The sequence below is a fragment of the Nocardia sp. NPDC127606 genome (assembly GCF_042671725.1).
In the GTDB taxonomy this organism is placed as follows: domain Bacteria; phylum Actinomycetota; class Actinomycetes; order Mycobacteriales; family Mycobacteriaceae; genus Nocardia.
This window is the reverse complement of sequence record NZ_JBHXWQ010000003.1, coordinates 657655-678665: the sequence shown is the minus strand read 5'-3', so window position 1 is coordinate 678665 and position 21011 is coordinate 657655. Positions and strand designations below refer to the sequence as shown.

The window sequence follows — 21011 nt, the reverse complement described above, 5'->3', positions numbered from 1 at the left end:
CATTGTCACCGCCGAGGGCGACGGATACCGTGGGGCGATGGTGTCTTCGGCTCATCTGGTCTCGTTCGCGGGGTTGGCTTTTCTGCTGGTCATCGTGCCGGGGCCCAGTGTTTTGTTCACTATCGGTCGCGCGCTCACCGTGGGACGACGATCGGCGCTGATGACCGTGCTCGGCAATTCGGTCGGGGTGTACGGACAGGTTGTCGCCGTCGCGTTCGGGGTGGGCGCGATCGTGGCGGCGTCGGCGGCGGTGTTCACGGCGATCAAACTCGTCGGCGCCGCCTATCTGGTCTACCTCGGTGTGCAGGCGATTCGGCATCGTGACGCGCTGCGGACGGCGTTTCACGCCGAACAGGGACTGGATCCGCACGGCCCTACTCTCGCGTTCCGGGACGGGCTGATCGTCGGGATCACGAACCCGAAGAACATCGTCTTCCTGGCGGCGCTGCTGCCACAGTTCGTCGACACCACGCGGGCGGTGCCACAACAGATGCTGATTCTCGGGCTCTGCATCCCGGTATTCGGCCTGATCTTCGACTCGCTCTGGGCACTCGTGGCGGGGTCGGCACGGTCCTGGTTCGCACGATCGCCGCGCCGCCTCGCCGCCGTCGGCGGTACCAGCGGACTGGCTATGATCGGGCTCGGCACGTCGCTGGCTCTCACCGGCCGCGAGGACTGAACTACGACCGTCAGGATGTTCGATGAAGAGCTTGCTGCTCGCCGGTGCTGTCGCGCTGATGTTGTCGGCATCCACGCACACCGTGGCGCAGGCCGAGGTGCCCCCGGGTGCCACCTACGTCGCGCTCGGTGATTCCGGCGCAGCCACGACGGGTGCGGTCGATCTCGACCGCACAGCCCCGCTGCGCTGCGTACGTTCCACGTCCAACGCACCGAAGCTGGTCGCCGACAGACTCGGGCTGGCGCTGGACGACCGGACCTGTAGCTCGGCGAAGATCCCCGATCTGTACAGCTCGCAGGGCGCCGGGATCGACCCACAGTTCGACGCGCTCGGTCCCGCCACGCGGATCGTCACCCTGCACATGGGCGCCAACGACGCCGACATGACCGAGTTCATCCTCGGTCACTGTCACGCCGGTGCCCTCAGCGGTGGTTGTGCCGCCGAGGCAGATCCGGAGTGGGACAATAAGATAGACGCGATCGCGCCCGCCTACGCCGCCGCGCTGGCCGACATCACCCGGCGCGCCCCCGAGGCGACCGTCTTCGTCGACGGCTGGCCCACCTACCTCACGAACACCAGCTGCCCGGCCATGCTCGGCCTGCTTCCCGCCGATGCCGCCTACATCCAGTCCAAGTTCGAACGCCTCAACACCGTCGTCGCGCGGGCGGCCGCCGACCACGGCGCCGTGTACATCGATACCGTCGCCGCCTCCCGCGAATTCGGGATGTGCGCCGACCCCGCGGTCCGCTGGTTCGATCCGATTCTCGCCGATCAGACCCTGCTCCCCTATCACCCCACCCTCGCGGGCCACCGGGGCGTCGCGGACCTGATCGTCGCCGCCGTCGAGTCGAGCGGAGTCCTCACCCGCTGACCGGTACGGCCTAGAGCTTCTCGCCGCCCGCGGTGAGGTCGCGCACGAGCAGCGCGGCGTGCAGGGAGGTACGCGATTCACCGTCGTCGAGGTCGACGGCGAGGACGCGTTCGATGCGGGCGAGACGGTCGTAGAGGGTGGGTCGGCTGATCGCGAGCGCCTTGGCGAGCTCGGTCTTGTTGCCCGCCAGGTCGAGGAAGCGGCGTAGCGTGCCGGTGAGGTCGGCGGTGTGGCGGATGTCGTAGCGCAGCAGTGCCCCGAGTTCGGCCTCGGCGAAGCTCTGTACGCCGGGCTCGTCGCGGATCAGCGACAGCAGACCGCGCAGGCGAATATCCGCGCTGCGGAAGAACATTCGATTCGGCGCCGCGGTCATCGACAGGGCCACCTCGGCGACACCCGCGGCATGCGCGAGCCTGCCCGCGGTGTCGAGGAGGGACTCGGCGTCGGCGCCGACGCCGATCACCGCACGACGCACGCCGTCGACCCGGCGGACCTCGGCCAGCACCGCCGAACACACCGTCGCCAACCGACCGTCGACGTCGCCGCCCCGCGTCACCGCGAGGACGACGGTGACCTGCTCCCCATCGGCGCCACCGCGCGTTCGCCGATGTTGCGCCGCACTGAGTGCCGACGCGTCGACCAGACCGAGCGCATGCGTCACCGCTTCGACGATGGCCTCGCTCCGTCGTTGCGCCGCAACCGGATCCGATGCCGACTCCGTATCGATCTCGATCGCCAGCGGCACATAGCGGGCCCGGCGGTGCAGACCGAGGGCGGCCGCGCGGGCCTGTGCATCGCGCTCGTCGGTCACCCGCCCGTCCATCAAATCGGCGATCAGGCCGGTTTGGGCCTGCCGGTGCAGGCCGAAGCGGTCCTTATCGATCATCCGGTGCAGGGTGATGGTTTGCGCGGCGCGTTCGAGGACCATGCCCACCCGCGCGGTACGGGCTCGCTCGGTGCGCAGGATCAGCCTGCCCCAGCGCTGCGTGTGCGGTCCGACGCCGACCACACCGGACCCGTCGGGCAGCATCCGCGACACGGATTCCCAATCATCGAGCAGCGCGGCCGAACTGGTGTGACGAGCGGTAGCCGCCAGCACCCGATGCGACAGGTCTTCCAGCACCACCGACGCGTCGAGCATGCTCGCGGCCGTCTGCACGATTTCGGCCAGCGCGGCGCGGCGCACACTCAGCTCGGTGAAGGTCTCGTGCACGGTGCGCGCGAATTCGAGTTCGGCGTACTGGTCGGCGACGATCGCCCGATGGACGGCTTCGGTGATCTCCACGAAGCGGGTCACCCGGTGCAGCACGATCACCGGTAACCCGAGCTCGGCGGCCGTGGCGGCGACGACGGGACCGAGCTCGCTCACATAGCTGCCCAGTTCCACGACCAGCCCCGCGACGCCGGCGGCGGACAGCGACCGCAGATAGACGATCCGCGCCTGCTCGGGAGCGGCGAGCGCCTGCCCGGTGGTCAGGATCAACTCCGAGCCGACCAGCAGGTCGGCCACTTCGGCCTGGTCGCTGACATGCACCCAGCGCACCGGCCGGTCCAGGTTCGCGGCACAGACGACCTCGGGTTGCCCGGCCTGCATCACCGGCGTCGCGAGCACATCGGCCACCGTCAACAGCACTTACGAATCGTAATACGAATGCCGTGATTGTGTACATATCGTCGGCCCCTCGGGGGCCCGCGATGGACCAGGGTGGAAGCACCACACCACCGGCGAAACGAGGCATTCATGCAGTCCATCGGGCACTGGATCGACGGCAAATCGGTCAGCGGCAGCAGCGAGACCACCGCGCCGGTGACCAATCCCGCCACCGGCGCCGTCACCGGGGAGCTGGCGCTGGCCAATGTGGCCGATACCCGCGCCGCGATCGACGCCGCGACGATGGCCTTCGCCTCCTGGCGTGACGCCTCGCTCACCCGCCGCACCCAGGTGCTGTTCCGCTTCCGCGAACTCCTGTCCGAGCGGAAGACCGAACTTGCCGCGGTGATCACCGCCGAACACGGCAAGGTGGCCGCCGACGCACTCGGCGAGGTGACCCGTGGGCTCGAAGTCGTCGAATTCGCCTGTGGCGTCCCGCATCTGCTCAAGGGCGGCTTCACCGAGAACGCCTCGACCGATGTCGACATCTATTCGATCCGGCAGCCGCTGGGTCCGGTCGCGATCATCGCGCCGTTCAACTTCCCCGCCATGGTGCCGATGTGGTTCTTCCCGCTGGCGATCGGCGCGGGCAACACGGTGGTGCTCAAGCCGAGCGAGAAGGACCCGTCGGCGGCGCTGTGGCTGGCGCGACTGTGGCAGGAGGCGGGTCTGCCCGACGGTGTGTTCAACGTCGTGCAGGGCGACAAGGTCGCCGTCGACGAACTCCTGGACAACCCGGGCATCAAGGCCGTCTCGTTCGTCGGCTCGACCCCGATCGCCAAGTACGTGTACCAGCGCGGCACCGCGGCGGGCAAGCGGGTGCAGGCGCTCGGTGGCGCGAAGAACCACATGGTGGTGCTGCCCGACGCCGATCTGGACCTGGCCGCCGATGCCGCCGTGAACGCAGGTTTCGGGTCGGCGGGTGAGCGGTGCATGGCGATCAGCGTGGTCGTCGCCGTCGGCGGGGTGGCCGACGACCTGGTCACCAAGATCAGTGAACGAGCCGCGAGCATCGTCACCGGTGACGGCGCAGGCGGCGCCGAGATGGGCCCGCTGATCACCCGCGCGCACCGCGACCGGGTGGCCGAGTACATCGACGCGGGCGAGACCTCCGGCGCCCGGGTGGTGCTCGACGGGCGCAACCTCACCGTCGACGGCGCACCGGACGGATTCTGGCTGGGGCCCACGATTCTCGACGAGGTCACCCCCACCATGAGCGTCTACACCGACGAGATCTTCGGCCCGGTGCTGTCGGTCGTGCGGGTCGACACCTACGAGGAGGCGGTCGCGCTGATCAACGCGAACCGCTACGGCAACGGCACCGCCATCTTCACCAACGACGGCGGTGCGGGACGCCGGTTCCAGCACGAGGTGGAGGTAGGCATGGTCGGCATCAACGTCCCGATCCCCGTGCCGATGGCCTATTTCAGCTTCGGCGGCTGGAAGAACTCGCTGTTCGGCGACGCGCACGCGCACGGCACCGACGGCGTGCACTTCTTCACCCGCACCAAAGCGGTCACCACCCGCTGGCTCGACCCCAGCCACGGTGGGCTGGAACTCGGTTTCCCACAGAACAAGTGACTTCAGGAGACTTCGCCATGACGCTTTCCGAAGAGGCCGCCCGCGCCTACGAGCTCGACCGCCGCCACGTCTTCCATTCCTGGTCCGCGCAAGCGACTCTCACGCCGATGGTGCTCACCGCCGCCGAAGGTTGCTATGTGTGGGACGGCGAGGGCAACCGCCTGCTCGACTTCTCCTCGATGATGGTGAACACCAATATCGGCCACCAACATCCGAAGGTCGTCGCCGCGATCCAGGAGCAGGCGGCCACATTGTGCACTGTCGCACCATCGTTCGTCAACGACGCCCGCTCGGAGGCGGCTCGCCTGATCAGCGAACGCACTCCCGGTGACCTCGACACGATCTTCTTCACCAACGGCGGCGCCGACGCCGTCGAGCACGCCGTCCGGATGGCGCGACTGCACACCGGCCGCTACAAGGTGCTCTCGCGCTACCGCTCCTACCACGGCGGCACCGAGACCGCGGTGAACCTCACCGGCGACCCGCGCCGCTGGCCCAACGACCACGGCAACACCGGCACCGTGCATTTCTTCGGCCCGTTCCTGTATCGCTCGGAGTTCCACGCGACCGACGAGGCGCAGGAAACCGAACGCGCGCTGGCGCACCTCGAACGCACCGTCGAGATGGAGGGTCCTGCCACCATCGCCGCGATCGTCCTGGAGTCGGTCCCGGGCACCGCGGGCATCATGGTGCCGACCTCGGAGTACATGCGTGGAGTGCGCGCACTGTGCGACAAGCACGGCATCGTCTTCATCGCCGACGAGGTGATGGCGGGCTTCGGCCGGACCGGAAAGTGGTTCGCCATCGACAATTTCGATGTCGTGCCCGATCTGATCACCTTCGCCAAGGGCGTGAACTCCGGGTATGTCCCGCTCGGCGGCGTGGCGATCAACGCGGCCGTCGCGGCGACCTTCGCCCACCGCCCGTATCCCGGCGGCCTCACCTATTCCGGTCATCCGCTGGCGGCCGCCGCGGCCGTCGCGACGATCAACGCGATGGCCGAGGAGCGCATCGTCGAGAACGCCGCCGACATCGGCGCGAAGGTCATCGGACCCGGCCTTCGTGAACTGGCGCAACGGCATCCGAGCATCGGTGAAGTCCGCGGGCTCGGCGTTTTTTGGGCCGTCGAGCTCGTCCGGAACCGGGCCACCCGCGAGCCGTTGGCCCCCTACGGCGGCACCAGCCCCGCGATGAACGAGCTGGTGGCCGCCTGCCGCGCCGGCGGGATGCTGCCGTTCGTCAATTTCAACCGCCTGCACGTGGTCCCGCCGTGCGTGATCACCGAGGCCGAGGCCAAGGAGGGGCTCGCCATCCTCGACCAAGCCCTCACCGTCGCCGACGCGCACACCGTCTGACCATGTCACGCGGCGGGCCGAAAGCGCCCGCCGCGTGCGTGATCCGTGTCGCTACCCCTTGATCCAGTCGATCGCGATGGCGACGACGGCGGCGTTGAAGAAGAAACTCAGCACGCTGTGGGCGGTGACGCGCCGACGCATCGACCGACGCACCACCTTCACATCCGATACCGCGAACGAGGTGCCGATGGTGAACGAGAAATACACGAACTCCGACAGCTGCGGCACCGGGCACTCCGGGAAACGCAGTCCCCCGTCGGCGAACTGGGCCCGCGCGTAGATCTGCGCGAACGCGGTGTGCAGGAGCAGCCACGACATCAGCACCGTCGCCGCCGCGACGGCGTTGTCGGCATCGCTGTCGCGGGCACCGATCATGATCATCCCGGCCGCCAGCCCGGCGCCACTGGCCACCACCGCGAAAGTGGTGGTGTACCAGCGTGGACCGATCCAGTCGATGGAGTCGTCGGGCAGGTCGCGGCGCAACAGCAGCCAGCCCGTCGCGATGTAGGCGACGGCCAAGACATTCCAGATCAGCAGCAACCAGATCCCGCCGGTTGTCCACGAGAACAGCAGCAACCAGACCACACCGAGGACGGTCAGCCCGAGCTCCAGTACCCACACCAGCGTGCGACTCATGGCCGCAACGTCTACCACGCCACCGCGCGGACAGACCGACACCGCGCCCGGCGGCGGCGTTTCCGCGCTGCGCGGCTGGTCGACGCGCTCCGGCAACGCCTGTCCACCCATCGAATCCTGGCCGGAATTCCCGGGACGGGCAGTGCGTTGTCCAAGTGCGTGACCGATACCGCAGTGCTTTCCGATGAACTGAAGTCGTATCTCGACGAGGAGAAGGTCTACGCGACCGTCGCCACCGTCGGGCCCAACGGGCATCCGCACCTGACCGTGGTCTGGATCAAACGCGAGGGTGACGAGCTGCTGTTCTCCACCACCGTCTCACGACAGCAGGCCAAGAACCTGGTGCGCGACCCGCGGATCACCGTGATGGTGAACCCGCCGGAGCGGCCGTTCCTGTACGCCGAGGTGCGCGGAACCGCCACCACCACACCGGATCCCGAGCGGGCGCTGCCGGACGAGATGTCGCTCAAATACACCGGCAAGCCGTATCGCGAGTTCAACCCGGCCTCGGTGGACGACGCGGAACGCGTCGTCATCCGCGTCACCCCCACCAAGGTCGCCGGACGCTTCTGACCAGCGGGCCCGGCGGAGTCAGCTCCGCTGGGCCTCTTCCTGCGCGTGCTGTGCCTGCACCAGCTGTTGCGGGGTGTAGCGCACGGTCAGCGCGACGAGCGCGGCGACGGCGGCGATGATCGCGCAGATGAACAGCACCAGGGTGTAGCCGCTGTTGAGCGCATCGATCTCGGCGGGCGTCGTGTTCGCGCCGGGGGTATCGCTGCCGCCGAGGGACAGCGTGCGTGACGCCGCGATCGGGCTGAGCAGACCGATGGCGATCGGTGTCGCCAAGCTCATGAACATCTGGCCGACCGCCGAGAGCGGGCCGATGTTCGACGGCGGAACCCCGACCAGCACGCACAGCGGAGCGAGCACGATCGCCATCCCGACGCCGAAGCCGATCACCAGCAGCAGCGCCAACAGCGTCGGCAGGTACTGCACGTGCCGATCCAGCGTCGACCCGAAGAACAGGCCGACGGCGAGCACCACACCCGCGGTGGCGAGCAACCAGCGCGGCGCGATCACCAACGCGGCCTTGGACGCCACGGCACCGCCGACACCGATGCCGATGGTGAACGGGATCGAGGCGACACCGGCCAGCAGCGGGCTGTAGCCGAGCACGTTCTGCAGCAGTTGGGCGACGAAGAACGTCATCGCGCCGAGTACCGCACCGGCCAGGAAGATCAGGATGAAGGTGGCGACCCGGTCGCGGCTGTCGAACAGCGACCACGGCAGCAGCGGATCGGATTGGCGTCGCTCGGCGAAAACGAAGATCACCAGCAGGACGAAACCGCCGATCAGCGAACCGAGGATCAGCGGGCTCGTCCAGCCCATGGCCGGGCCCTCGGTGGCGCCGAACACGATCGTCGCGCAGGCCAGGGTGCCCAGAATCGCGCCCTTGATGTCGAGCGGAGTGCGGTGGTGTTCGGTGTCGGTGAGCTTGTAGATCGCGCCGAGCACGATGAGCGCGCCGATCGGGACGTTGATCAGGAAGATCCAGCGCCACCCGACCTCGGTCAGCGCACCGCCGACGATGAGACCACCGACCGACCCGATGCCTGCCATCGAGCCGACGATCGCGATCGCCTGATTCCTGGCCGGTCCGGGCGCGAAGGTCGTCGCGACCAGTGCGAACGCGGTCGGTGCCGCGACGGCGGCGCCCGCGCCCTGGAAGGCGCGCGAGATCAGCAGCATCGCCTCACCGGTGGCCAGACCACACGCCAGCGAGGCGGCGGTGAACAGGCCGACGCCGTAGATCAGCATGCGTTTGCGGCCGAACGCGTCGCCGAGCCTGCCGCCGAGCAACATCAGCCCGGCGAAGGTCAGGCCGTAGGCGGTCACTGTCCACGCGCTGCCCGAACTGGACAGCCCCATGTCCTGTTGCAGGCGCGGCAGGGCGAAGATCACGACGGTGCCGTCGAGCACCACCATGAACTGCAGACCGCTCAGCACGAGGATGGCCAGGCCGAACGCCCGCTGCTTCACCGGATACTGCATCGTCGCAGCGGGTTTATCGAGCACAGTGAGGCAGTGTAATTGGCGCACCGGCAACGAGTGGGCGCGCCGTCGGTGAAGCTAGTCGAGGCCGAAGCCCGCCGTGGGGCCGATGACGATGATCGCGGGCGGGCGGATGCCCTCTTCCTTGACCCGGTCGGCGACCGTGGCGAGGTCGGCGCGCACCACCCGCTGCGTGCGCAGGGTGCCTTCCTGGATGACCGCGGCCGGGGTATCGCTCGGGCGACCACCGGCGAGCAGGGCCGCGGCGAACTTGTCGATCCGCTCGACCGCCATCATCAGCACGATGGTGCCGCGCAGCTTGGCCAGCGCCGACCAGTCGACGAGCGAATCGGGATGATCGGGGGCGACGTGTCCGCTCACGACCACGAACTCGTGGGTCACACCGCGATGGGTGACGGGGATGCCTGCCGCGCCGGGCACCGAGATCGGGCTCGTGACACCGGGCACCACCGTCACCGGGATGCCCGCCTCGGTGCACGCCTCGAGTTCCTCGTAGCCGCGGCCGAACACGTACGGGTCACCGCCCTTGAGCCGGACCACGAACTTGCCCGCTTTGAAGCCTTCGACGAGCGCGAGGTTGATCGCCTCCTGGGCCATGGACCGGCCGTACGGGATCTTCGCGGCGTCGATCACCTCGACGTGCGGGCCCAGTTCGGCGAGCAGCTCCGGCGGGGCGAGCCGATCGGCGACGACCAGATCGGCCCGCGCGAGGAGCCTGCGACCACGCACGGTGATCAGGTCGGGATCGCCGGGGCCGCCGCCGACCAGCGCGACGCCGGGGGTCACCGGTTCCGAATCATCGGTCACCACACCGGATTGCAGCGCTTCGAGCAGACCGTTACGCACGGCGGCCGAGCGGCGGTGCGCGCCACCGGCGAGCACGCCGAGGGACAGTCCGTCGTAGCGGGCGGTCGCGGGCGTGACCGCGGTGCCGTCGCGCGCGATGTCGGCGCGGACGCAGAAGATGCGTTTGGCGGTGGCTTCGGCGACCACCGCGGCGTTGGTCTCCGGTTCGTCGGTGCAGGCCATCGCGTACCAGGCGCCGTCGAGATCACCGTCGGCGTAGGCGCGCAGTTCGACGGTGAGTTGCCCCGCCGTAGCCATGCCCTCCACCGCCGGGGTGACCGCCCGGCTGATCACGTGCACATCGGCACCCGAGGCCACGAGCAGGCCCAGTCGGCGCTGGGCAACGGTTCCGCCGCCGACCACGACTACTCTGCGTCCACGCAGATCGAGCCCGACCAGGTAGTTCGGGTCGCCTGCGGGCGGGGTCGATGCGGTGTCAGCGGTGTTCGGCACAGTGTCCCAGCCTAGTTCCTGGCTCGGTGCGGCCCGAACGCACCCGCCGACAGACTCGGCGTAGATCGACGATCTGTCCGTCGGTGGACCGGTCTTGACGGACGATCCGTCGGTTGTCCACGGCACGGGACCCGACGAATGTTCAAGAATGGCTACGACCGAAGACAACGCGCCCGCCGCGGACTACACCGATCGCGTGATCGCGGTGGAGCCCGGCGGCAACGAATCCATCCCCGAGTCCGCCCGGCACGGCAGCGCGCGCGGGCTGCTGTGGACGTGGACCTCGCCCAACCTCGAGTTCGCCACGATCTTCATCGGGGTGCTGTCGGTGACCGTCTTCGGCATGAGTTTCTGGCAGGCGGCACTCGGGCTGGCGATCGGTATCGGTCTCGGCGCCGGGGCGCACTACGTGTTGTCCGCGCGGGGGCCGGTGTACGGCGTACCGCAGATGGTGTTGGGCCGTACGGCTTTCGGGTATCGCGGGAATGCGCTGCCCGCCACTTTCATGGCGATCATGTGCGGTGTCGGCTGGTTCGCCACCAACAGCGTGTCGGGTGCGTTCGCGTTGAACACGCTGACCGGTCTGCCGAAGGTTCCGTCGCTGGTGCTGATCGTGGTGTTGCAGACCGGTTTCGCGGTCTTCGGGCACAACCTGGTGCACGCCTTCGAGCGGTTCGTCTTCCCGTTGCTCGCGGTGGTTTTCTTGCTGGTGACCGTGGTGATCGTCAGCAAGGCCGAGCTGTCGGGCGCCGCACCCGAGGGCGGCGTGGGTGGGATCGCCGGATTCCTGCTCACCGTCGGCACCGCCTTCGGCTACGCGGGCGGCTGGAACCCGTACGCGGCGGACTACTCGCGCTACCTGCCGACCGCGGTGTCGAAGGTCGCGACCGGTGGCTACGCGGCGACCGGGCTGTTCGTCTCCTGTCTGTGGTTGTCGGCGCTCGGCGCCGCGTCGGCGACGATCGTGAGCGCGGCGACCGGGAGCCCCACGGATGTTTTCACGGCGAATCTGCCCGGCGCACTGGCGAATCTGACGCTACTGGCCATCACCCTCGGCGCGATCGCGGCGAACGCGCTCAACGTGTACTCGGGTGCGATGGCGTTCGTGACGATCGGGGTGAAGCTGCCGGTGCGCACCCAGCGGGCGCTCGTCTCGGCGGTGTTCGGCGTGGTCGGCTTCCTGGTGGCGTGGTGGGCGCTGCCCGACGCGGCGGCGGGGTATGAAGCGTTCCTGCTGATCGTGGCCTACTGGATCGGGCCGTGGCTCGGTGTCGTGTTCGCCGACCAGTACCTGCGCCGCGGCAGCGACATCCGCCCACTGCTCTACGACCGCGCCTACACCAACCGGGGTGGAGTCGTGGCCTTCGCGACCGGTCTGGTGGTGTCGGTGCTGCTGTTCTCCAACCAGGCGAAGTTCACCGGATACCTGGTGCGCGAGTTCCCGAGCCTGGGCGACATCACCGTTTTCGTCGGATTCGCACTGGCGGGTGGGTTGTACCTGTTTCTCGCCCGGGGACGCGTCAGTTCGAGACCCGGTGCGCGCTGAGCGCCAGCAGCACGGTGGCGGTGAGTTCCGGTGCGGCGGGATCGAAGCCGAGCAGCGCCTTGATCCGGTCCAGACGTTGGTAGAGCGATTGCCTGCCGATGTGGAGGGCGGCGGCGCATCGGGTGGCGCTGCCACCGTGACGCAGGAACGCTTCGAGAGTCTGGGTGAGAGCGCTGTGATGGGCTGTGTCCCAGGCGATCAGCGGGGCCAGGGTCGTCTCGACGAGGCGAGCTCGGTCAGCGGCGGGCAGCGCGTCGACCAGCAGATCACCGGCCAGTGCGCGTCGGGTGGTGACGGGGCCGTTCTGCCCGGCGCGGTCGCGGCGCTGACGGACGGCCAGTCGCAGGGCAGGCCCCGTCGCGACGAGCGCCGCGGACAGACTCGCCGCTGTCGACTCGGCCGGGTCCCCGACCACCAGGGTGACGCCATCGATGCTGTTGGTGGCACACGCTTTTCGCATCAGGTCCGCGATCTCGGCGACGGGATCGGTCGCCGCGGGGTCGGGTGCGAGCACCCCGTACACCGTCGCGTGGACCTCACCGATCACCCCGGGGCGGCCGAGTTCCCTGACCGCGCTGTCGAGCAGCCTGGCGGCGATCCGCGCGTCCGGCGCGTCGACCGCCACCGGGACCAGACGTAGCCCGGCCGTCGCGCCGGCACCGGCCGCGGCCAGCCGCGCGCGCAGATCGGCGGTGCGGATCTGCTTGTCCGCCAGCAGATCCGCGAGCAAGCGGGTGGCCACTCGGCGCGGTCGGCCGGTGGGGTCGGCGGATCGCGCGAGCGCCGGTCCCAGCACGGCGGCGGCCCGGTCGAGGACTTCGCCCAGCGTCGTCGGATCCAGCGGTGAACCGGGACCGGCGGTGAGGGTGCCCCAGAAGCTCTCGCGCACCGTGATCTTCGCGGTAGCTCCGGCGGATTCCACGGCGGCCCAGGCCGATCGATCATCGTCGACCCCGTGCGCGGCGACCAACGCGCCACTGCCCGCGGTCAGCACCACCGGGCAGCCGGTCACCGCGCTGACCTTCGACAGCAGTCGAGCCGGGCCGTGGCCTGCGCCGAGCTCGACCAGCAGCTCGCGGGTCAACCCGTCGACCACGCGCAGCATCCCCACTTCGCGCGAGACGATCACGGTATTGGCCGCGCGGCACAGGTCGATGAACGGCACCACGCTGCGCAGGGCGATCAGCGGCAGCCCGGCCCGCGAGGCCTCCGCGACCATGTCCGGCGGGATGGTGTCGAACGTGCGGCCCAGCTCGACCGCCACCCCGGCGACCTCGCGATCGGCGATCTCACGCAGGTAGTGCCGCCGGGTTCCGGCATCGACGCCTGCCAACCCCAGCCCCGTGGTCAGCAGCAGCTCACCGCCCGAGAGCAGGGGGCTGATCTCGAAGATCTCACTGGAGTGCACCCACCGCACGGCCCGGTCCAGCGACGAACGCCCCGACAGCACCAGCGGGTCGGCCGCCACGAACTGGTCGGCGAGCAGTTGTCGGACGGTGGGCAACATGCGGTCATCCTGTCATCGATCGACCGCACGGGTATGGACGAAATGTACGTTGCCGACCGGGTCGGCAGGCAGGACAGTGGAGTCCATGACCCAGCCGGACGCACTCCTGGACGTGGCCTACGACGAAGCCCTGCGCGGGCTGGCCGAAGGGGGTGTCCCCATCGGCGCGGCCCTGTTCGACGCCGACGGCACCCTGCTCGGGCGCGGCCACAACCGCCGCGTACAGAACGACGATCCGAGCGTGCACGCCGAAACCGACGCCTTCCGCGCCGCGGGCCGCCGCCGCGACTACGGGCCGACGATCATGGTCACCACACTGTCCCCGTGCTGGTATTGCAGCGGCCTGGTCCGCCAGTTCGGGATCGGCACCGTGATCATCGGCGAGGCGCGGACCTTCCACGGCGGCCACGACTGGCTGGCCGAACACGGGGTGAAGGTGATCATGCTCGACGATCCGCGCTGCGTATCGCTGATGACCGACTTCATCGCCGAGCGCCCCGACCTGTGGTTCGAGGACATCGGCGTCGCGCCGACGAAGGAGACACCCGCATGAGCAGCATCGCCTCGGTCGATCTGGCCCGCTGGCGCACCGGCGGCGAGGCGGCCCGCACCGTGGAACGCGAGGTCGACGAAGGGCTGCGCCGGGCCGGCTTCCTCCTGGTGCACGGCCACGGCATCGACCCCGCGTTGCCCGCCGCGGTCCGGGCCGCCGCACGCCGGTTCTTCGCCCTGCCGGAAGAGGTGAAGCAGCGGTACGCGGTGGCCGTCGGCGGTCGTGGCTGGATCGGTCCCGGCCGCGAGGCCAACGGCTACGCCGAGGGCACCGAAACCCCGCCCGATCTGAAGGAGACCTTCGCCGTCGGCGCCGACACCGCGACGGGCGATCCGGCGATCGACCAGATGTGGTTCCTGCCGAATGTGTGGCCCGCCGAGGTCGTGGAGCTGCGCGCCCTGCTGACCGAGTACACCGCCGCCGTGCGCGCACTGTCCGACGAACTGCTCGCCCTGTTCGCCGCGGCCCTCACGCTGCCCGTCAACCCGTTCGCCGACCTGGCCGCACGGCCCACCTGGACCTGCAATATCAACCACTATCCGCCGATGACCGACGTCGGCGAGCCGGAGCCCGGCCAGTTCCGGATCGGTCCGCATACCGACTTCGGCACGGTGACGGTGCTCGATCGAGAGCCCGGAGCAGGTGGGTTGCAGGTGTACACCGAGGCCGACGGGTGGGCCGACGCTCCCTACGATCCGGCCGCGCTGACGGTGAACATCGGTGACCTGCTCGCCTATTGGAGCGGCGAGCGCTGGCCGTCGGGTCGACATCGGGTCCTGCCGCCACAGCCCGACGCCCCCGAGGAGGACCTGGTCTCGCTCATCTACTTCTACGAGCTCGACCACGACGCGGTCGTGACTCCGCTGGCCCCGCCGATCGGGATGGTGGAGCCGGGGCCGCCGGTGGTGTCGGCCGATTTCCTGCGCATCCGGTTGGATGCCATCACCATCGGCTGACGCACCGGGCGCTGAATCATTCGAAGTACGGCTGGTTCTGTACCCAGCGGAAGTCCGTGCTGCGCAACGGGAACCGCTCGAGGTCGAGGCGGTCGAGGGTGACCGTCGCGGGGCGGCCGTCGAGTTCGCCACGCAACGTCAGCTTGTCGGCCGTGGGCTGCTCGACGGTGAAGGTCGCGTAGGGCACCGGCGTGCCGTCCGGGCCGGTGGGTGCGGCGGCGAGGGTCATCGTTTTCGCCGCCGGGTCGGTCGTGGCCAGCACCGGCACGACCGTGTCGTCCATCCGCTGGTAGCCCGCCGAGCCCACGTCGATGACGAGGCGTTGCCAGCGCATCGGATCGGTGGTGAGCGGTGCGATCGGGGCCGCTTCGACGCTGAACTCGCTGACCTCCCAGATGCCGTACAGCTCGGGTTTCGTCGCGCCGCCGCCGTATTCGCGCCAACTCTGCATGCCCGCGTCGACCATGCCCACCGTGATCCACAGTCCGACGACGACTTGCACCACCGCCGCCCATCGGTTCGCGCGCGACGACGAGAACAGCGGCGACTGCACGGCCGGTCCTGAATCACGTTCGAGCACCAGGAAATTCGCCATCCTGCGGGCCTGCGGGGCGAGCAGTACCAGCCCCATCAGCAGCAGGTGCCCGGCCAGCATCTTCACCGGCACGTCGAAAGTGAGGTTGAGCAGGAACACCTGCGCCATGCTGATCACCGCCAGCATCGCGCCCAGCGTCGCGGTGCGCGGCCAGAACAGCAGCAGACCGGCGAGCACTTCGGCTGCACCCAACGCGATCTCGTAGGCGGGTGATGAGCCGACCTGCGTCCAGAGCATCGCCATCGGCGTCAGATCACCGACCCGGGTGAGCAGGGTGACCAGCGCGGGTTCGGGCATCTGCGTGGGGATGAGCTTGGCGAATCCGTAGAACAGCATCTGCCCGCCCACACACAGCCGCAGCGCGGTGAGAAACCAGCTCAGCAGTCGCGGATAGGCGCCCCTGCGCCGGTCCAGCACCGACCACACCACCGTGATCAGCACCGCGACCACCAGCAGCAGGCCGCACTGAATCCAGATCGCGGCCTGGTCGCCGCTGCCGTTCATCGCCAGCTCGGCCTCCACCCCGAACACGTGCTCACCGATCCAGCTACTCACCGGATCGAGTGCCATGATCTGCCAGAGCATGGCCTCCTCGGGCAACCGCAGCGCGAGTATGCCCAGGAAGACAAAGGTGACCTGAGCCATCCACAAACAGAAAAGACCCAGGTAGGCCACACTGAACCGGAAGGCGAGCCGGGTGATCGGATGCCACATCGGTGGCGGTGAGGACGGGCTCGCGATATCGTCGCGCGCACGCTCTATGGTCCCTGTGGTCACCCACGCCTCCTCATCGAGTTCGGTTGTTACCGAAGCTAATCGGAAGATACGGTGGAGCGCGTCGGGGAAAACCCCGATCTTTGCGCTGTCAACCCTGAGTCTCACTCAGCGATGCCGCCCTTACATTCCGGTCGGCCGTCCGGTACTCAGAAGTGACACACGTTACAGTTTTGCTGACAGGGGTACCCCGTAGATGTCCGAAGATCAGGATCCGGCCGCTCAGATGTCGCTCACCGTCAGCGAGCGCGATCTGGACGAGCTCGCCGCAAAGCTGGCGCGCTGGCTGACCGACAAGGTCGGCGCCGACGTGACGGTCAGCAATCTGAACAAACCGTCCAGCGGCGGCATGTCGAGCACCACCATCCTGTTCGATGCCGAATGGGCGGCTGACGGGGGCGCCGAACAGGGGTCCTTCGTCATCCGGATGGCGCCGGAGGACAGCTCGTTCCCGGTGTTCGAGTCCTACGACCTGGCGATGCAGTACCAGGTGATGGCCGGCGTCGCCGCGGCCTCCGAGATCGCCGTGCCGACGCTGCGCTGGCTCGAACTCGACGATTCCGTGTTCGGCTCCCCCTTCATCGTGATGGAGCGGGTCGAGGGCAGGGCGCCGTCGGACAATCCGCCGTACGTGTTCTTCGGCTGGCTGTTCGACGCGACGGTCGCCGAGCGCGAGCTGGTCGCGGATGCGACGGTCGAGGTGATCGCCCAGGTGCACGCCATCGACAAGGTGGCCGAGCGCTTCCCGCTGCTCGATGGTGCGGGCACCGCGCTGCGCAGGCATTTCGAGGCCCAGCGCGCCTGGTACAAGTGGGCACTGACCGACCACGGCGTCGAAGTGCCGCTGATCGAGCGGACTTTCGATTGGCTCGAGGCCAACTGGCCGGCCGATCCCGGTCCCGAAGTGCTGAACTGGGGCGACGCTCGTCCCGGCAATATCCTGTTCGACGGGTTCACCCCGTCGGCCGTGCTGGACTGGGAGATGGCGACGTTCGCGCCACGCGAACTCGATCTGGGCTGGACCATCTTCATCCATCGGTTCTTCCAGGACATCGCCACCCGCTTCGACCAGCCGGGTCTGGTGGACTTCCTGCGCCGCGACGCGGTCGTGGCGAAATACGAAGAATTGACCGGACATTCGGTCCGGAATCTGGACTTCTACATCGTCTACGCCGCGCTGCGGCACGCGATCGTGATGGCCAGGATCAAGTGCCGGATGATCCATTTCGGCGAGGACACCGTGCCCGCCGAACTCGACGACTACGTGATGCACCGTCTCACCCTCGAGGCGTTGCTCGACGGCACCTACGAATGGGACTGACTATGCGCGCGATCATGCCCGTCCCCCTGGACGAATACCCGGTCCATCAGACCCCGCTGTCGCTGGCCAGGGTGGCCACCAGCGACCGGAACTTCTACGACCGCTACTACTTCAACGCCTTCGACCCGGCCGGCGACGCGATGCTGATCACCGGCTTCGGCGTGTACCCGAATCTCGGTGTGGTCGACGCGTTCGCGACGGTGCGCCACGGAGACGCTCAGCGCAGCGTGCGCTTCTCCGACGCGCTGACCTCGCGCGATCTGACCACCGCCGTCGGCGGCTACCGGATCGAGGTGATCGAGCCACTCCAGAAGCTCCGATTGGTCTGCGAGCACGACGATCTCGGTTTCGATCTGACCTGGACCGGCGCGCAGCCGGCCGTGCAGGAGCAGCCGCACCTGATCCTGTCCGGCACCAAGCCGATCATCGAGGCCTCCCGTTTCGCCCAATCGGGTTCGTGGGAGGGCACTCTCGCGGTCGACGGCATCGACTACACAGTCGACCCGGCGGTGTGGACCGGCAGCCGCGACCGATCCTGGGGCATCCGGCCCTCCGGTGAGCCGGAACCCGCAGGCAGGCCGACCGGCATGGACGGCTTCTGGTGGCTGTACGCGCCGCTGCGGTTCCAGGATTTCTCGATCGTGGTGATCGTGCAGGAGGAGCCCGACGGCACCCGCACCCTCAACAACGCGGTGCGGATCTGGAACGACGGCCGCAAGGAACAACTGGGCTGGCCGCGCATGCACTGGACCTACGAGTCCGGCACCCGGCATCCGAAGTCGGTGCGCCTGGACATGACCACCCCCGACGGGAAGCCGCTCGAGGTCGAGATCGAGTCGCGCCCCGGGATCGCCCTGCACGTCGGCTGCGGGTACGGCGCCGACCCCGACTGGACCCACGGCCGCTGGATGGGCGAGAACTGGTCGCTGTCGAGCGCCTACGACCTCACCGACCCCGCGATCAAGGGCCGTACCCCCTACGGCGTGATCGACCACATCGGCTACGCCCGCTGCGGTGATCTCGAAGGCTGGGGCCTGTTCGAACACGCCTCCATGGGCCGCCACGACCCCACGGGTTTCGCCGATTGGTCCTCCGTCGCCCCTTGACGGGACCTCTCGCGCGAGAAGAAAAGGCGCCGCCGCGACAACGAGGTCGCGGCGGCTCCGATTTCTTATGCGGCCGTGGCGAAGTCGGCCAGTAGCGACGGCACGGCGGCGTCGAATCCGGCGACGTCGAGCATGCCCGCGTCGCCTGGATCGGCGATGCTGAAGTTCGTCGCGGTCATGCCGACCACCACGAGCTTGGCCCGCGGGTTCACCTCGCGGCGGTAGCGGGCCAGCGCCTGGTGCGGGTGCACCGAACCCGCCCATGTCTCGTTGTCGGTGTAGATCGAGAACACATCGACCTCGATGCCCTTGTCCAGCGCGTGCAGGATGGGCAGCGAGCAGTCGGTGCCGCCGAACGGCAATCCCGATACCGCCCGCACCGCGTCGTCGAGACGCTGACGCGGCGAGATCGGCAGCGGGGACAGGCCGCGCGCCCCCTGCCACCCCGTACCGCTGGAGGTGAACCCGACGATCTCGTGGCGCGCCTCGGTGCGGGCGGTGACCAGGGCGAGCGCGGCCGAGGCCTCGCGCGCCGAGATCGGCAGTCCCCCGATCCCACTCGTCATCGAGCCCGAGACATCCAGCGCCAGCAGGTGACGAAGGCCGGTCGCCCGCACGGACTCGAAGGCCGCGTAGAACGCGGCGTCGAGGGCGTCGACAACCGGGGCCGACGGCGTCCAGGTACCCGCGCCACGGGCCGACCGCCCGGAAGCGTAGGTGCGCAACGCGATCAGCACCGATACCGGGTGCACCCGAGACTTGCGCAGCCGTGCCGGGTCTGCGAGCTGCGCGCAGATCGCGGCGGTGCGCGGTCCGAGCGGATCGAGCAGGCCGAGACGGGTCAGGCGCGGCAGCTGACGCAGCAGCGCCGTCTGCGGGATACCGTTGTCCAGCAACGCTTCCCACACCGACGCGGTGTTCAGCGCGGCGTCGGGCAGCATCTCCCAGCTGAGCCGGTACTCGCGCACCAACTCCGGCACCTGCGTCACCGGTGCGTCCTGTGCTCGCTGGAATCCGTCGAGCAGTGCCAAACCGTCGAGTTCCGGTGCGCGACCACAGATCCAGTCGAACAGCCTGCGCCGATCGTCGTCGGTGGTCGCCGGGTGCGACAGTCGCAGCAGATCGCGGTTCGACCAGCCCTCACGCTGCCGGTACTTGACCACCTGGAACGCCAGGTCGTCGATCGGCTTGTCCAGGTACCAGTTCGCGACGGCACGCCGCAGTCCGCGACCCCAGCCACGGAACTGCTCGGCGTAGCCGGCGAACAGGAACAGGTGCGTACCGGTGCGCGCGACCAGCGGCAGCGCGGCGAAGGCGGCCCGGCGGCCGTCGACGTCACCGAGCGACGCGGCGGCGGCCAGTGCGAACAGGGCCGGGTTCTGGCGCGGCGCGCGCCCGGAGGTGGAGATCTCGACGATCTCGCGCACCAGATCGGCGGTGTGCTCGGCGGCGTATTCGATGATGAATTCGGCGGTGTCCGCGGTCAAAGCCTTGGCATCGACGTAGAAAGTTCCGGACTCCGTTCCGAGCGTGAGAAAGCGACGCACCCGCGCCTGCGGGGTGATCTCGAAAATGTAGCCGCCCGCATTGTTGACGACCTGCCGGTTATCGGCGGGTACGGTCTGCGGCGTGGCGCGACGAGAAAAGCGCGACAGAATGTTCATTGTTCCCCCTCCGATACGTGTACCGGCGTTGATATTTCGGACCCGGGACCCGACCGGGGCATGTGGTGACGTGATGAGCGGACGGACGTGTTGTTACGGCCGAAGAACGGAAACCGCTTTCCGCCACGGGGTTCGAACCCGCTGGACCCGGAGGTCGTGCCAGATAACCGACCGAATCCGGTCCGTCCTGCTCGTTCACGGTGGACAGTTACTCGGCGGACGTGTGTGCCCTGACCGGTAAGGTGCTCTACCGAGCTGAGCTACCGCCATCTTTCGATGACGGGCAGGATTCGAACCTGCGCCATCCCCATCCAGAGTGGTAACCGATCAGATCCGGTCCGCCTCGCAACTGCTGAAACGAACTTACTGCGCACCGACGATCTTGCCCAGCGAATTAATCTCCGGGCATCGACCATCGCTGCGAAGTCGACGCGGCGGCGACCACGATTCCGTCGACAATCGTTCTGCCGCAGACGAGTTCGCCACTGCCCGCGAGCAATGCCGCGGCTTCCGCGACGCTGGGCGTGCCGACTGCCGCCGTCGCGTGGTCCGAACGGTGCCGCACGTCGACTTCGGCCAGTTGTTCGGCGGTGAATGCCACCACGGTCACACCGAGGGTCGCCGCGGCGGTCAGGACACCGGGTTCGGTCGCACGCCGATCGAGGGTCGCCAAGCAGCGGAGGGTGGTGTCGCCGGCTACCGCCCGCACCGCGCGAACGATCCGTCCCGCATCGGTGCCCGGCCGTAGGCCGATGCCGACGACCAGCGCCGGGCCCGAAGGCGTATCACCGGTCGCCGGTTGCTGCTCACCGTCGGAAGTCGTCGTCATCGTCGCCGTGCGCCG

18 protein-coding genes are annotated in these 21011 nt (G+C 68.6%); 10 read left to right on the top strand and 8 right to left on the bottom strand.

Annotated features, from left to right (window positions below; translation table 11 throughout):
* The first annotated feature begins 37 nt into the window (after positions 1–37).
* Together ACFVJ5_RS18755 and ACFVJ5_RS18750 are read left to right on the top strand one after the other, a co-directional pair.
* Complete coding sequence (locus ACFVJ5_RS18755) at positions 38–679, top strand: LysE family translocator (protein ID WP_379221593.1); 642 nt, start codon at positions 38–40, stop codon at positions 677–679.
* A 22-nt stretch (positions 680–701) separates the two neighbouring features.
* Positions 702–1550, top strand: coding sequence for an SGNH/GDSL hydrolase family protein (locus ACFVJ5_RS18750; protein WP_379221591.1), 849 nt, complete (start codon positions 702–704; stop codon positions 1548–1550).
* A gap of 10 nt (positions 1551–1560) precedes the next feature.
* On the opposite strand, the gene ACFVJ5_RS18745 is transcribed toward ACFVJ5_RS18750, so the two are convergent.
* Positions 1561–3183 (bottom strand): PucR family transcriptional regulator, encoded by a 1623-nt coding sequence (locus tag ACFVJ5_RS18745; RefSeq protein WP_379221589.1) that lies wholly within the window; start codon positions 3181–3183, stop codon positions 1561–1563.
* A 108-nt stretch (positions 3184–3291) separates the two neighbouring features.
* On the opposite strand from ACFVJ5_RS18745, the gene ACFVJ5_RS18740 reads away from it, so the two are divergent.
* Positions 3292–4782 carry a CoA-acylating methylmalonate-semialdehyde dehydrogenase gene (locus ACFVJ5_RS18740; RefSeq protein WP_379221587.1) on the top strand — a complete coding sequence of 497 codons (1491 nt, stop codon included), beginning with the start codon at positions 3292–3294 and terminating at the stop codon, positions 4780–4782.
* A gap of 17 nt (positions 4783–4799) precedes the next feature.
* Positions 4800–6137, top strand: a complete 1338-nt coding sequence (locus ACFVJ5_RS18735) for an aspartate aminotransferase family protein (protein ID WP_379221585.1) — start codon at positions 4800–4802, stop codon at positions 6135–6137.
* 51 nt (positions 6138–6188) lie between these two features.
* On the opposite strand, the gene ACFVJ5_RS18730 is transcribed toward ACFVJ5_RS18735, so the two are convergent.
* Positions 6189–6884, bottom strand: coding sequence for a DUF1345 domain-containing protein (locus ACFVJ5_RS18730; RefSeq protein ID WP_379221583.1), 696 nt, complete (start codon positions 6882–6884; stop codon positions 6189–6191).
* A gap of 48 nt (positions 6885–6932) precedes the next feature.
* Between ACFVJ5_RS18730 and ACFVJ5_RS18725 the strand changes: the two genes are divergently transcribed.
* Positions 6933–7346 (top strand): PPOX class F420-dependent oxidoreductase, encoded by a 414-nt coding sequence (locus ACFVJ5_RS18725; RefSeq protein ID WP_379221582.1) that lies wholly within the window; start codon positions 6933–6935, stop codon positions 7344–7346.
* A gap of 18 nt (positions 7347–7364) precedes the next feature.
* Here the strand turns inward: ACFVJ5_RS18725 and ACFVJ5_RS18720 are convergent, their stop codons facing one another.
* Positions 7365–8825, bottom strand: a complete 1461-nt coding sequence (locus ACFVJ5_RS18720; protein ID WP_379221917.1) for an MFS transporter — start codon at positions 8823–8825, stop codon at positions 7365–7367.
* Between the two features lie 78 nt (positions 8826–8903).
* Entirely contained in the window at positions 8904–10145 is a 1242-nt protein-coding gene (gene cobA, locus ACFVJ5_RS18715; protein WP_378626486.1) for a uroporphyrinogen-III C-methyltransferase, read from the bottom strand.
* Positions 10146–10293: 148 nt separating this feature from the next.
* Between cobA and ACFVJ5_RS18710 the strand changes: the two genes are divergently transcribed.
* On the top strand, positions 10294–11691 hold the full coding sequence (locus ACFVJ5_RS18710) for a purine-cytosine permease family protein (protein WP_379221580.1): 1398 nt from the start codon (positions 10294–10296) through the stop codon (positions 11689–11691).
* Here the strand turns inward: ACFVJ5_RS18710 and ACFVJ5_RS18705 are convergent.
* Complete coding sequence (locus ACFVJ5_RS18705; RefSeq protein ID WP_379221578.1) at positions 11666–13198, bottom strand: PucR family transcriptional regulator; 1533 nt, start codon at positions 13196–13198, stop codon at positions 11666–11668. The two genes, ACFVJ5_RS18710 and ACFVJ5_RS18705, sit on opposite strands and share 26 nt — an antisense overlap.
* Positions 13199–13283: 85 nt before the next feature.
* Between ACFVJ5_RS18705 and ACFVJ5_RS18700 the strand changes: the two genes are divergently transcribed.
* Both ACFVJ5_RS18700 and ACFVJ5_RS18695 read left to right on the top strand, forming a co-directional pair.
* Positions 13284–13751: a nucleoside deaminase gene (locus ACFVJ5_RS18700; protein WP_379221576.1), complete on the top strand. Its 468-nt coding sequence runs from the start codon at positions 13284–13286 to the stop codon at positions 13749–13751.
* A complete protein-coding gene (locus ACFVJ5_RS18695; RefSeq protein WP_379221574.1) occupies positions 13748–14707 on the top strand; it encodes an isopenicillin N synthase family dioxygenase in 960 nt (319 codons plus the stop codon). Before ACFVJ5_RS18700 ends, ACFVJ5_RS18695 begins: the two co-directional genes overlap by 4 nt.
* Before the next feature lie 16 nt (positions 14708–14723).
* Here ACFVJ5_RS18695 and ACFVJ5_RS18690 read toward each other — a convergent pair whose 3' ends face one another.
* Entirely contained in the window at positions 14724–16079 is a 1356-nt protein-coding gene (locus ACFVJ5_RS18690) for a DoxX family protein (protein ID WP_379221572.1), read from the bottom strand.
* A gap of 193 nt (positions 16080–16272) precedes the next feature.
* Here ACFVJ5_RS18690 and ACFVJ5_RS18685 point away from each other — a divergent pair, with 193 nt between their 5' ends.
* On the top strand, positions 16273–17397 hold the full coding sequence (locus ACFVJ5_RS18685; protein ID WP_379221571.1) for a phosphotransferase family protein: 1125 nt from the start codon (positions 16273–16275) through the stop codon (positions 17395–17397).
* A gap of 14 nt (positions 17398–17411) precedes the next feature.
* Positions 17412–18503 carry a hypothetical protein gene (locus ACFVJ5_RS18680; protein ID WP_379221569.1) on the top strand — a complete coding sequence of 364 codons (1092 nt, stop codon included), beginning with the start codon at positions 17412–17414 and terminating at the stop codon, positions 18501–18503.
* 65 nt (positions 18504–18568) lie between these two features.
* Here the strand turns inward: ACFVJ5_RS18680 and ACFVJ5_RS18675 are convergent, their stop codons facing one another.
* The gene (locus ACFVJ5_RS18675) at positions 18569–20167 is read right to left on the bottom strand and encodes a TROVE domain-containing protein (RefSeq protein WP_379221567.1); all 1599 of its coding nucleotides are present in this window, start codon (positions 20165–20167) and stop codon (positions 18569–18571) included.
* Between the two features lie 394 nt (positions 20168–20561).
* Positions 20562–20996 carry a cobalamin biosynthesis protein gene (locus ACFVJ5_RS18670; protein WP_379221565.1) on the bottom strand — a complete coding sequence of 145 codons (435 nt, stop codon included), beginning with the start codon at positions 20994–20996 and terminating at the stop codon, positions 20562–20564.
* Positions 20997–21011: the final 15 nt, after the last annotated feature.